This is a genomic window from Colwellia marinimaniae, assembly GCF_002207865.1.
Taxonomy (GTDB): Bacteria; Pseudomonadota; Gammaproteobacteria; order Enterobacterales; family Alteromonadaceae; genus Colwellia; species Colwellia marinimaniae.
In genome coordinates, this window is sequence record NZ_BDQM01000001.1 from 119,863 (window position 1) to 133,269 (window position 13,407).

Below are 13,407 nucleotides of genomic sequence, written 5' to 3' on the forward strand. Positions count from 1 at the left end.
GTTCAAAGTCAATATGCCTTTGCCAGACAGTAGTAAAACAATAATATAAATGAGAACGGTGTGAATAAAAAATCAGCCAAAAACAATAAGCCATTAAATACCGCTGCTTGGCGTTACTATTTAGTGCTGGCTGTTGTTGCGCTGATTTATCTTAGTTTGATGGCTCGCACAGCCTATATTCAAATAATTGAACCGGATATGCTAAAAAAGCAAGGTGACTTGCGTTCATTACGTGTTACCGCTAACACGGTACAACGCGGTTTGATTGTTGATCGAAATGGTACCGAGTTGGCAATTAGTGTACCCGTGGAAACAGTCTGGGCAGATCCTAAAGTAATCATGGATAATAAGGCCTTAGCCATGACTAAACATTGGCAAGCCTTAGCTGATGTGCTTGATCAAGATATCAATAAACTTACCGATCGTGTGCTAAAAAGGCCTCGCAAACGTTTTATTTATTTAGCACGAAAAATTTCCCCCGCCGTGGCAAATTACATCAAAGAATTAAAAATTCCGGGTATTCATTTACGTAAAGAGTCGAAGCGTTTTTATCCAACAGGGGAAATTAGCGCTCATCTCATTGGCTTTACTGATGTTGATGATAAAGGCATTGAAGGCATAGAACGTATGTATGATGACTTACTTACCGGTACCGGTGGCGCCAAGCGTTTTAGAAAAGATGCTAAAGGCCGAAAAATTGAAATTATTTCTGTGTTAGAAGCAAAACAAGCGAAAAATATTACCTTAAGTATTGACCAACGTATTCAAACCATAGCTTATAAAGAATTAAAAGGTGCGGTACAAGCGTTTAAAGCAGCCTCGGGCTCTATCGTGGTCGCTAATGTTCATACCGGCGAAATATTGGCGATGGCCAATAGCCCATCATATAATCCAAATAACCGGCGTAATACCGCTATTCACCGGTTTAGGAATCGGGCGATTACCGATGTCTATGAGCCAGGTTCAACGATGAAACCGTTAACCATATTGGCCGCATTGGAGTTTGGCTCGGTAAATGTTAATACTATTATTAATACCAGTCCAGGATGGATACGTTTAGGTGGCAGGCGAGTTAGTGATCCCGTTAACCGAGGTAAACTTTCTATTGAAGATATTTTGGTATATTCCTCCAATGTAGGCACAACTAAGTTAGCACTATCAGTACCCAAAGATTATTTGTTAACTAAGTTTTTCGATGCTGGTTTTGCCGAAGATACCGGTACTAACTTAGTGGGTGAGAGTGCCGGTATGATGCATGATAGAAGCCGTTGGTCTAAGTTCGAGTTAGCAACACTTTCTTGGGGCGCGGGTTTAGCCATTACCCCAGCACAATTAACACGGTTTTATATGGCCCTTGCCAATGGCGGCATTAAACGTAAATTGTCGATTATTAAAATTGATGAGCAAAATATAGCGCCTGAAGACCAAGAAAGAATTTTTTCCGAAGAGAACAGTATTGCTATTACCCATATGCTCGAAGCTGTGGTTGATGCACATGTACCAAAAGCAAAAGTGGATGGCTATCGTGTTGGTGGCAAAACCGGTACCTCAATCAAAGCGGTTGCAGGTGGTTATGGTAACGAATATGTTGCTTTTTTTGCCGGTATGGCGCCAATATCAAACCCTGAAATAGTGGTGGTGGTGGTCATTAATGAACCGGGTGGTGATTTATATCATGGCGGCGATATAGCCGCGCCAGTATTCTCTCGGGTAATGAAAGGTGCGCTACGGGTGTTAAATATTGCCCCTGATGCGCAAAATATACATGCGGTTAATCAGTCAACTGAGACCACAGACGCTGAGAAAGCAATAACGGCAGGAGAGCATCATGCCTAAACCTGCCACACAAAATATCATCGCATCTTTAGCGCAATTTGGCATTACTCTAACAAACACTCTTGCTTTAGATGGTTTTGTCGGCGACCTGCATAACGATAGTCGATTGCTTGTTACCGGTGATATTTTCTGCGCCATTATTGGCCACCAGCAAGATGGTCGCCAATATATTGAGCAAGCGCTTAAGCAAGGCGTTAAGTTAGTTATTCGTGAGTGTGACAGTGCAGCTGAACACGGTGAACTCGTTATTTCCTCAAACGGCAACGGTGTCGTTATCGTTAATTTTTATCAACTTAACCAGCATTTATTTACCTTAACTAAACATTATTATCAAGCGCCACAAAAGCATATGACCATAGTGGGCATTACCGGCACCAACGGTAAAACGACCACCAGTCAGTTATTAGCTCAGCTGTTTACTCACGCCAATAAACCTTGCGCTGTTATTGGTACTAATGGTGCGGGTAGTATTGATAAACTAGCACCGATAGAAAATACTACCCCTGGCGCTTGTCAATTACATCAATTATTCAACCGTTTTATTGATGAGCACTCTGTCCATGGCAAGTTTAGTCATGTCGCCATGGAAGTCTCTTCCCATGCTTTATCACAACAACGTGTACAAGCCGATTTGTTTGATATTGCTGTGTTTACCAACTTGAGTCGTGACCATCTTGATTATCATGACTCTATGGCTAGTTATGGTGCAGCTAAAAAACAGATTTTTACCGGTGATAATCGTCAAGTTGCCGTGGTGAATTTTGATGATGAACAAGCAAAGAACTGGCTGAAAAATTGGCCAGAGCAACAAGTGCTTTGGCTTTATGGTCGTGCTGATAACATAGAATGTAATCAGCATTTTGTCACCGCTAAGTATATTAAACATCATAGTCATGGCGTCTCTTTTACCCTCACAAGTCATTTAGGCCGTGTTGTTATTAGCAGTCCATTATTGGGCGATTTTAATATTGATAATCTACTGGCGGCAATCTGCGTCTTACTTATTCAAGGTACGCCATTAAGCGAACTCCCTGATTTAGTTAGACAGGTCAGTGCTATTGCTGGTCGAATGGAAGTCACGAGTGCTAATAACTTAGCGACCGCCGTGGTCGATTATGCCCATACACCCGATGCGTTAGAAAAAGCACTACAAGCCTGTCGTCAACATTGCTCAGGAAAACTTTATGTGGTGTTTGGCTGTGGCGGCGATAGAGATAAAGGTAAGAGACCCTTGATGGCACAAGCCGCAGAAAAATATGCCGACTGTGTTGTTGTTACTAATGATAATCCGCGCAGTGAAGATGCTCAGTTGATAGCCAACGATATTATCGCCGGTTTTACCCATCCGGATGCCGATACAATAACCATTATTTTAGCAAGAGAGCAAGCCGTATTGACTACACTGAAAACAGCCCAAGCTGGCGATATGGTCTTATTGGCAGGTAAAGGTCATGAAGATTATGTCATTGTCGCCAAATATGATGAACATGGCGTGATCATAGGCACGGAAAAATTAGCCTATAACGAGCGTTTAGTGGTAGCAAATTTTTATCAACAGCACGCTGGCTTGGCCACATTGCCTAATAAGGCAAAGATATGATTGTTATTTCATTGCCAACGTTAGCAGAGATTACTGCTGGCCAACTCATTGTAGCAGCAAATAATACCTCGCTCAGTATCGATGATTTGGTTATTGATGATTTAGTGACCGATAGCCGCGCAATCGATAAAAACTCAGCCAAGATCTGCGCTTTTCTTGCCCTTAAAGGCCCTAATTTTGATGGTCATCGCTTTGCACAACAAGTGATCGAACAAGGTTGTCAGTTACTTATTGTCGATCATCACTTGAGTGAGGTGATTGATACCGCACAATTGGTGGTTAGTGATACCCGGATTGCTTTAGGTGAAATTGCCGCTTATGTTAAAAAAGAGCTTGCGCCTAAAACTGTTGCTATCACGGGTAGTAGTGGTAAAACCACGGTCAAAGAAATGGTCGCCGCTATATTGTCGCGTCTAGGAAAAGTGCTGGCAACTCAAGGTAACTTTAATAACGATATTGGCGTGCCGTTAACTTTACTGCGTTTGGATAGCAGCCACGATTTTGCGGTTATTGAAATGGGCGCTAATCATCTCGGTGAAATTGCCTATACCACAGCGTTAACCCAACCTGATGTTGCCGTGATTAATAATATTGCAGCCGCGCACTTAGAAGGTTTTGGCGACTTATGTGGTGTTGCTCGTGCTAAAGGTGAAATATTCTCAGGTCTTGGTGAACATGGCGTTGCCTTATATAACCAAGACAGTCAATACAGCGATAAATGGCAATGGCGCTTAGAAGGTAAAGCAGTACGTACTTTTTCATGTATTAATTCTTCACCTGAAGGTAAGGCCCATTGTTATAGCGAAAATGTCAACTTAGATGAAAATGGCTACGCTACTTTTACGTTAAAAACAACGCAGGGTAGTTGTGAAATTCACTTAACCGTACCGGGTAAACATAATGTTTGTAATGCGGTTGCTGCGGCTTGTATTGCCTTAGAATTTGGCGCCAGCCTTGACGATATCTGTTTAGGTTTAGCGAAAATGCAGCCAGTTAAAGGGCGACTAAATTTATATCAATTGCATGATAAAAAAACCGCTTGTCACATCAAACTCATTGATGATAGCTATAACGCTAATCTAGAGTCGGCTAAAGCTGCCGCTCAGTTATTATCAAGTTACCCAGGTAAAAAAATACTTATCTTAGGTGATATGGCTGAGCTGGGTACTGACGCGCGTAGTTATCACCAAGAGCTGGGCGAGTTTGCTAAAAGTTTACAGTTAAATACTTTATTGTCCTTAGGTGTGCTAAGTCAAAGTGCAAGTGATGCCTTTGCCAAGGACAATGATCAAAGTGAACAAAGTCAACATTTTAGCCAGAGAGCTGAGTTGATGGCTCATTTGCTTACCATGCTAAATCAGCAATTATCGGCTGGTCAGCAAGATATTGCCATTTTAGTTAAAGGCTCCCGTAGTGCTCATATGGAGCATGTAGTAACAGAAATCACTCACTGGTTTGAACAAATGAATAGTCAAGAAAGTCCTAATCAAGCAATGAATGTTAGTAAAGAAAATAACGCTAGTGAAAATATGAATGCTAGTAAAAATCAATGTAAAGAAGGTAAAGCTTAATGTTATTGTGGTTAGGTGAGTTTTTGACTCCATATTATTCCGGGTTTAATGTTTTTTCTTATTTAACCTTTCGCGCCATTATCAGCACGCTAACCTCGCTGTTTATATCCTTATATTTTGGCCCAAAACTTATTCGTTATTTGCAAAAGATGCAAATTGGTCAAACGATAAGAGAGGATGGCCCAGCAAGTCATTTATCTAAATCTGGTACACCAACGATGGGCGGTTTATTAATACTCGCCTCCATTGTGATCAGTGTTTTACTGTGGGCCGATTTAAGCAATATTTATGTCTGGGTGGTGCTATTTGTCGTGGTGAGTTTTGGCGCCATTGGTTTTGTTGATGATTACCGAAAAGTCATTCGTAAAGATGCTAATGGCCTGATTGCTCGCTGGAAATATTTTTGGCAAAGCGTTATCGGTTTAAGCACAGCACTTTTTTTATATTATATTGCTCAGGGCCCAAATGAAACTGCATTGTTAATACCCTTTATGAAAGAGCTATTACCTCAGCTAGGTATTTTTTATGTGGTAATGACCTATTTTGTTATTGTTGGTACTTCAAATGCCGTTAATTTAACTGATGGTCTTGATGGTTTAGCCATAGTGCCAACTATTATGGTTGCCGGCGCTTTTGCTTTGTTTGCCTATGTCACGGGTAATGTTAACTTTGCCAGCTACCTTAATCTTCCCCATATTGCTTTAACCAGTGAGCTGGTGGTGGTTTGTACCGCTATTGTTGGCGCGGGATTAGGCTTTTTGTGGTTTAACACCTACCCAGCGCAACTCTTTATGGGCGATGTTGGCTCACTTGCTTTAGGTGCTGGACTTGGTGTTATTGCCGTGCTGGTGCGCCAAGAGTTGGTGTTATTTATTATGGGTGGTGTTTTTGTTATGGAGACCATCTCGGTTATTTTACAAGTTGGTTCATATAAATTGCGTGGTCAACGTATTTTCCGTATGGCGCCCATTCATCACCACTATGAATTAAAAGGCTGGCCTGAGCCGCGAGTCATTGTACGTTTTTGGATTATTTCATTGGTATTAGTACTGATAGGTTTAGCGACCTTGAAGTTGCGATAACACTAGATTAAGCAAATAGCATTAAATAAATAGCGATAAGTATAATAAGGTAAATCAACATAAATTATGACTTGGTTAACAGCGTTTAAAGATAAAAATATTGTTGTGCTTGGTGCTGGAATGACGGGTTTGTCATGCCTACGCTTTTTGCATGGGCAAGGTTTGTCATTTGCTGTTAATGATTCACGCATTATGCCTTTTGCTAATGCTGAGCAACAAGCTCAATACCAGCAGGACTTTCCCCAGGCTAAATTTATTTTCGGTCAATGGCAGCAAAGCCTAATTGCCCATGCCGATATCATTATCACTAGCCCTGGTATTGATTTAGCTGGCGAGGGTATTACGGCACTTATTTCATCACATTGCCAAGTTATGGGTGATATTGAATTATTTTGTCTAGTCAATAATAGCCGCACTACCCCCATGAAAATCTTGGCCGTAACGGGCTCTAATGGCAAGTCTACCGTAGTGTCACTGCTGGCTTACCTAGCGCAAAGCCTTAGCATTAATGCGGCATTGGCGGGTAACATAGGTGAACCAATACTCGATTTACTGCAACCTGAGCAAGCCAGCGAGAGCTGGTCTACTAATCAGCCAGATATTGTCATTGTCGAACTGTCCAGCTTTCAACTAGAAACACTCACTAGCATGCAAGCCATTGCCGCTAGTGTGCTAAATTTGACCGACGATCATTTAGATCGCCATAAAACCTTAGCTAATTATCAGGCCATTAAACAAGGTATATACCGACAAGCTAAAATTGCCGTGGTTAATAGGGACGATCAAGCGACTAACACTTTAGTGGCCGGGCAAAAAATCATTTCATTTGGTTTAAGTAAGCCAGAGCAAGGCCAGTTTGGTCTGGCTGTAATTGATCACCAGCAGATGTTGATGTTTGGTGAGCAAGCATTAATTTCGAGCCAGCTATTACCCCTAGCCGGTAGGCATAATGCCTTAAATTATATGGCGGCTTTGGCGCTTGGTTATAGCGCTGGTTGGTCTTTATCTGCCATGGTTAAACAACTGTCGGGATTTATCGGCTTAGCTCATCGTTGTCAACGTGTTGTCAGTGACGATGGTATTCAATGGATTAATGATTCGAAAGCCACCAATGTAGGGGCTACCCTAGCCGCGATCACTGGCTTGGCGCCGACGCTGGCTGATAACAATAAATTAATACTTATTGCTGGCGGTGACGGCAAAGGCGCTGATTTCTCCACCCTTAAAACTATCTTCAAGGCTGAAGTCAGTCAGTTGATCACTTTAGGCAAAGATGGCGATAAAATTGCGGACTTAGTCAGTGATGCCATTGTTGTTGAGACCCTGTTGGCTGCGGTACAACAAGCTAAAAAACTAGCGAAACCAGGTGATATGGTGCTACTTTCACCCGCTTGTGCCAGTATTGATATGTTCAAAAATTACCTGGACCGAGGTGAGCAATTTATTGCGGCAGTACATGCGCAGGAGGTCTCATGTCGTTAGAAAAAACCATGACCTTAGCAAAAACAATGTCATTAGCAACCACTCAGACAATAAGCAAGGCCATGTCGAAAGTACCAGTGCCGTCATTACCTGCATGGATTAACCGCCGGATGACCGATGCAGATGAATATGGTAGCCGCACGTTTGATCGCAGCTTTATTGTCTTGGGACTGATCATGTATATGGTTGGCCTAGTCATGGTGGCCTCTTCCTCAATACCGGTAGCGGAACGTCTATTTAATAATCCATTTCATTTTGTTATACGTCACGGTATTTATATTGGTTTAAGTCTTGCCATGGCTGGGGTAGCTTTACAAATTCCTATGTCTTGGTGGCATAAAAACAGCAGTTACTTATTAGGTTTTGCCATTGTACTGTTAGTGACAGTATTGCTTATTGGTCGGACAGTAAACGGCTCTACCCGATGGATCGTACTAGGTCCTATTACGGTACAAGCAGCAGAGCCAGCGAAACTATTCTTCTTTTGTTATTTGTCCGCCTATCTAGTACGTCGCCGTGAGCAAGTAATGGAAAACTTAAAAGGCTTTATTAAGCCGTTAATTGTTTTTGCTGTTATGGCCGCCTTATTATTATTACAACCGGATTTAGGCACAGTTATTGTTATGTTCGTCACCACTTTCGGCCTGTTGTTTTTAGCGGGTGCTAAGTTATGGCAATTTATCGCTATGGCTACGGTTGGCGCCACATTGTTAGGTATGCTTGCTTACTTTGAACCCTACCGATGGCGACGAGTAACCAGCTTTTTAGACCCATGGCAAGACCCGTTTGGTAGTGGTTACCAGTTAACACAGTCATTAATGGCTTACGGTCGAGGTGAGGTTTTAGGACAGGGTTTAGGTAATAGCATTCAAAAATTAGAGTATTTGCCCGAAGCACATACTGACTTTGTTATGGCGGTTTTAGCCGAAGAATTTGGCTTTGTTGGTATCAGTGTGGTGCTGCTGCTGAGTATGACCTTAGTTTACAAAGCGCTTATTCTAGGGCGTTGTGCACTGGCAAAAGAAAAGTATTTTGAAGGTTTTTTAGCGTACTCGATAGGTATTTGGATGTGCTTTCAGGCCGCGGTAAATATTGGTGCAAGTGCTGGTATTGTACCCACTAAGGGCTTAACCATGCCACTGATTAGTTATGGTGGTAGCTCGATGATAGTGATGACCCTAGCGTTAGTGATTTTAATACGTATCGACCACGAAATTCGCTTGCAAAGTATGCAAGCAACCAGCTCAAAAAGAAGTGCTAAGAAAGTTACTAAGCCCAACGAAAAAAAAGTGGTGTTAGCTAATGGTGATTAATAATGGCCAAGAAGACAAGGGTAAAACAAAAACTTTACTGGTGATGGCGGGTGGCACGGGTGGTCATATATTCCCAGGTCTTGCTGTCGCGGATGAACTTCAGGCGCAAGGTTGGCATATTCATTGGTTGGGCACCGCTGACCGAATGGAAGCTAATATCGTTCCTGAGCATGGTTATGATATTTCTTTCATTAACATTAGTGGCTTACGAGGTAAAGGCTTGTTAGCAATGTTAGTCATACCCTTTAAATTAATGCAATCACTGTGCCAAGCTCGACGAGTGCTTAAAGCAGTTAAACCCGATGTGGTGCTAGGAATGGGCGGTTATGCGAGTGCCCCTGGTGGCTTAGCAGCATGGTTAAGTAAAATACCCTTAATTGTCCATGAACAAAATGCGGCCGCGGGCTTAAGTAATCGATTATTAGCGCGCATTGCCAATAAAGTATGCTGCGCTTTTCCTCATGCTTTTGCCCCCGGGGTTGCTGCCGAGGTGGTTGGTAATCCTTTGCGTGTTGCCATTGGCCAGCAAGCAGCGTTAGCTAAGCAACAAGCAGCTAATGAAACTAAGCAGAAAAAAGCGAGTAAAAATATATTAGTGGTTGGTGGCAGTCTTGGCGCGCAAGTGTTAAATGAAGTGATGCCCAGCAGTTTTGCTCGTTTAGCGCGAGGGGATGAAAACTTCTCAATTTGGCACCAAACGGGTGCCAATAAACAAGAAAAAGTCAAGGTGTCTTATGCAAAGCTAGGTCTAGCAGCGGATAAGGTAGAAGTTACTGAATTTATCAAGGATATGGCAACAGCCTATCAGTGGGCTGATATTGTTATTTGTCGTGCGGGCGCATTAACCGTGTCAGAATTAGCCATGGCGGCAACACCCGCTATTTTTATACCGCTACCGCACGCGGTCGATGATCACCAAACAAAAAATGCCCTTTATCTGGTTAAACGCGAGGCAGCAAAATTGCTGCCACAAATAGAGTTGAATGAAGGCAGTATCACCGCGTTAATTAGCGAGCTATTTGAGCAACCTGAAACCTTGATAACCATGGCTAAAGCTGCATTTTCCGCAGCAAACAGTGACGCAAGTATAAAAGTAGCAAAATTGTGCCAACAGCTTAGCCAAACAAATGGCGCAGCACTCAGCAATAACGAAGAGAAAATATGATAAAGCAAACTAACTCAAGTACTCGCGCAAGTAAAAGTACTCACGTAACAACTAATTCAAGTAAAGGTAGCAACTTGTACTCAGCTCGCGTGCCTGAAATGCGTCGAGTTAAACGTATCCACTTTGTCGGTATAGGTGGCGCCGGTATGGGCGGGATTGCCGAAGTTTTGCTTAATGAAGGTTATCAAATATCGGGCTCTGACATTGGTGAGAACCAAGTGGTGCAACGCCTCATCGGCCTAGGTGCAAAAATTGTTATCGGTCATCAAGCCGATAACGTTAACCAAGCGAGTGTTATTGTCGTTTCTACCGCGATAAGTAGTGATAACCCAGAAATTATCGCCGCAAAAAAATTACGTATTCCTGTGGTTAGACGAGCAGAAATGTTAGCTGAGTTAATGCGCTTTCGTCATGGTATTGCGATTGCTGGTACCCATGGTAAAACAACGACAACCAGTTTAATTGCCAGTATTTTTGCCCAAGGTAAATTAGACCCGACGTTTGTTATCGGTGGTTTACTCAACAGTGCCGGTACCAATGCCCGCTTAGGTAGTAGCCGTTATTTGATTGCTGAAGCAGATGAAAGTGATGCCTCATTTTTACACTTACAACCTATGGTTTCCGTCATCACTAATATCGATGCCGACCATATGGAAACTTACGGCGGGGATTTTGAAAAGCTCAAAGACACTTACATAGAGTTTTTACATAACTTGCCATTTTATGGTCTAGCGGTTGTTTGTATAGATAATCCGGTAGTGCGTGAATTATTACCACGAATTAGCCGTCAAGTGATCACCTATGGTTTTTCTGCAGATGCCGATGTTAGAGCGGTAAATTACCAACAAGAGGGTGCCGTTAGTCATTTTACCGTAGAAGTAGCAGGGCAAGCACCGCTAGCTATGAGCGTAAACTTACCGGGTCAACATAATGTTCTAAATGCTTTGGCTAGTGTCGCCGTGGCCAAAGACGAAGGTGTAAGTGATGAAGATATATGCCAAGCATTGGCTGAATTTGCCGGCATTGGTCGACGTTTTGAGCAGCTGCCTAGTTTTACTACAGAGGCAGGCAATATGTTGTTTGTTGATGATTATGGCCATCATCCGAGTGAAGTAAAAGCCACTATATTGGCTATACGCCAAGGTTGGCCAGGTAGACGTTTAGTGATGATTTTTCAACCCCATAGATATTCTCGTACGCGCGATTTATATGAAGACTTTGTCGAAGTCCTTTCAGAGGTCGACTGCCTGTTTTTACTCGATGTTTATGCGGCGGGAGAAAAGCCAATTGCGTCGGCAGACAGTAAAAGTTTAGCAAGGTCTATTAGACAACGCGGTCAAGTGGAGCCTATTTATGTCAGTGATGTCGATAAATTAGCCGAGCTGTTAGTTACGCAATTACAAGATAACGATATGGTGATCACCCAAGGCGCCGGCAGTATCGGCGCTGTTGCTAAGAACTTAGCCGAGCATAGTTTGTTGCATGTTAACTCAGCTGCTAAAGGTGCTCAGTAATGGTTAGTGCTTGGCAATCTTCAATAGCCGATTCATTGGCACAGCTAAAGCAAGAAAAAATTGCTGTGCTTTATGGTGGTAATTCAGCGGAGCGAGAAGTTTCACTTAATTCAGGGCAAGCCATTGCCAAAGGTCTTGAGCAAGCAGGTTTTGATGTGGTGTTAATCGATACCAAATTTGTGCCCTTGACTGACTTGTTGAGTAAAAAAGTAAAGCGTGTTTTTATTGCCCTGCATGGTCGGGGTGGTGAAGATGGTTGTGTGCAAGGTGCGCTGGAGTATTTGGGCATTCCCTATACTGGCTCAAATGTTTTAGGCTCTTCACTTTCTATGGATAAGGTACGTAGTAAACAGATTTTTAAAGCCTGTGGCTTACCAACGGCAGCCTTTGCTGTTGTTAATAAAGCCGACTTTGCCCAATTATCATTAGCAAATATTCTTGCTGATTTAGGGGGGAGAGTCATGGTAAAACCCGCCAATGAGGGCTCCAGTATTGGCATGGCACAGGCACAAACTGTTGAGCAACTGCATAATGCCTTGATTGAGGCTTTTGGTTTTGACCAGCAGGTATTGCTTGAAGCCTGGATTGATGGCCCTGAATATACCGTTGCTATTTTAGGTGATCAGGCCTTGCCGGTGATTCATATGGAAACACCACATGAATTTTATGATTATGAAGCAAAATATCAGTCGACAAGTACACAATATCATTGTCCATGTGATTTAAGTGAACGTGATGAAAATGAATTGAAAACCTTGTCTGTTAAAGCCTTTAATGCCACAGGCGCGCGTGGCTGGGGACGGGTTGATATCATGCGTAATAATAAGGGCGAATGGCAGATATTAGAAGTGAATACGGTGCCAGGAATGACGGAAACATCACTAGTGCCCAAAGCCGCCAAGGTATTTGGCTTGAATTTTAGTGAGCTGGTGACACAAATATTACGGCTGAGTGTCAAGGAGTAAGGCGGCTATTGTGACTAATAAACGGCAGAACATTATAGAAAAAACCGCTCGCCAAGGCGAGGCGCATACCCTGTCTTTTGGCTTGGGTTTGTTGTTTTTTATTGCAGTGTTAGTTAGCTTGATAGCCATCAGTTGGTGGCTTGTTAAGCATTTTGTTGGTCAAGAAAGTTCGCCGGTGACCGTTATCGTCATATCAGGGGAAATGCCCTATAGCCAACGTAGCGATATTATTAATGCTATTGCACCGGTGAATATGGGCAATTTTTTCCAAGTTGACGTCAACGAAGTGCAACGTTATGTGCTTACCTTACCTTGGGTTTACTCGGTAGCAGTAAGAAAGCAGTGGCCAAATGAAGTAAAGATTTATGTGGTTGATCAAAACCCAGTGGCCTTATGGAATGGCAATTTTTTAATCAATCAACTTGGTCAGGTTTTTCAGGCGGATATAGGTCGGGTTAAACATTACCTGCCTAGCTTTTTTGGCCCAGAGGGAAGTGAATTGTTAGCACTTAAAAATTACAGAGATTTCAATGAGCTACTTGCTTTTATATCACTAACAATTGATGAGTTAGTGTTGAGTGAACGCTTCTCTTGGCAGTTAACCTTGGATGATGGCGTGACCTTAAATTTAGGTCGAGAAGAGCGGGTTGAACGTATTCAACGTTTCATGGATGTTTACCCATTAATCAAAGCGCAACTAAAAGCAAAAATAATTGCGGAAAAACAGCAAAATCAGGCGGTTGATTACATCGATTTACGGTATGATACTGGATTGGCTGTTGGTTGGAAAAAACTGGATAAAATTAGCCAAAATAAATTGCTAAAAAATAATGATAATAATCAGCGCAATCAGCGCCATCAGTTAAGAGTTTAAGTTAA

Annotated in this window: 10 protein-coding genes; all 10 read left to right on the top strand. The window is 42.5% G+C overall.

Annotated features, from left to right (window positions below):
• Window positions 1-60: 60 nt before the first annotated feature.
• The 10 genes from MTCD1_RS00495 to MTCD1_RS00540 all read left to right on the top strand — a co-directional run bounded on the left by MTCD1_RS00495 (window position 61) and on the right by MTCD1_RS00540 (window position 13,402).
• The gene (locus tag MTCD1_RS00495; RefSeq protein ID WP_057182507.1) at window positions 61-1,836 is read left to right on the top strand and encodes a peptidoglycan D,D-transpeptidase FtsI family protein; all 1,776 of its coding nucleotides are present in this window, start codon (window positions 61-63) and stop codon (window positions 1,834-1,836) included.
• Complete coding sequence (locus MTCD1_RS00500; protein WP_057182505.1) at window positions 1,829-3,436, top strand: UDP-N-acetylmuramoyl-L-alanyl-D-glutamate--2,6-diaminopimelate ligase; 1,608 nt, start codon at window positions 1,829-1,831, stop codon at window positions 3,434-3,436. Before MTCD1_RS00495 ends, MTCD1_RS00500 begins: the two co-directional genes overlap by 8 nt.
• Entirely contained in the window at window positions 3,433-5,007 is a 1,575-nt protein-coding gene (locus tag MTCD1_RS00505; protein ID WP_057182503.1) for a UDP-N-acetylmuramoyl-tripeptide--D-alanyl-D-alanine ligase, read from the top strand. The genes MTCD1_RS00500 and MTCD1_RS00505 overlap by 4 nt, the downstream gene beginning before the upstream one ends.
• A complete protein-coding gene (gene mraY / locus MTCD1_RS00510; protein ID WP_057182501.1) occupies window positions 5,007-6,089 on the top strand; it encodes a phospho-N-acetylmuramoyl-pentapeptide-transferase in 1,083 nt (360 codons plus the stop codon). The genes MTCD1_RS00505 and mraY overlap by 1 nt, the downstream gene beginning before the upstream one ends.
• Before the next feature lie 66 nt (window positions 6,090-6,155).
• Complete coding sequence (gene murD, locus MTCD1_RS00515) at window positions 6,156-7,571, top strand: UDP-N-acetylmuramoyl-L-alanine--D-glutamate ligase (RefSeq protein WP_057182499.1); 1,416 nt, start codon at window positions 6,156-6,158, stop codon at window positions 7,569-7,571.
• Complete coding sequence (ftsW, locus tag MTCD1_RS00520; RefSeq protein ID WP_057182497.1) at window positions 7,562-8,884, top strand: cell division protein FtsW; 1,323 nt, start codon at window positions 7,562-7,564, stop codon at window positions 8,882-8,884. Before murD ends, ftsW begins: the two co-directional genes overlap by 10 nt.
• Window positions 8,874-10,049 carry an undecaprenyldiphospho-muramoylpentapeptide beta-N-acetylglucosaminyltransferase gene (gene murG / locus MTCD1_RS00525; protein WP_057182495.1) on the top strand — a complete coding sequence of 392 codons (1,176 nt, stop codon included), beginning with the start codon at window positions 8,874-8,876 and terminating at the stop codon, window positions 10,047-10,049. The genes ftsW and murG overlap by 11 nt, the downstream gene beginning before the upstream one ends.
• 98 nt (window positions 10,050-10,147) lie before the next feature.
• Entirely contained in the window at window positions 10,148-11,563 is a 1,416-nt protein-coding gene (murC, locus tag MTCD1_RS00530) for a UDP-N-acetylmuramate--L-alanine ligase (RefSeq protein ID WP_057182708.1), read from the top strand.
• Complete coding sequence (locus tag MTCD1_RS00535) at window positions 11,563-12,528, top strand: D-alanine--D-alanine ligase (protein WP_088568890.1); 966 nt, start codon at window positions 11,563-11,565, stop codon at window positions 12,526-12,528. The genes murC and MTCD1_RS00535 overlap by 1 nt, the downstream gene beginning before the upstream one ends.
• 10 nt (window positions 12,529-12,538) lie before the next feature.
• Complete coding sequence (locus MTCD1_RS00540) at window positions 12,539-13,402, top strand: cell division protein FtsQ/DivIB (RefSeq protein WP_057182493.1); 864 nt, start codon at window positions 12,539-12,541, stop codon at window positions 13,400-13,402.
• The last annotated feature ends 5 nt before the right edge of the window (window positions 13,403-13,407 follow it).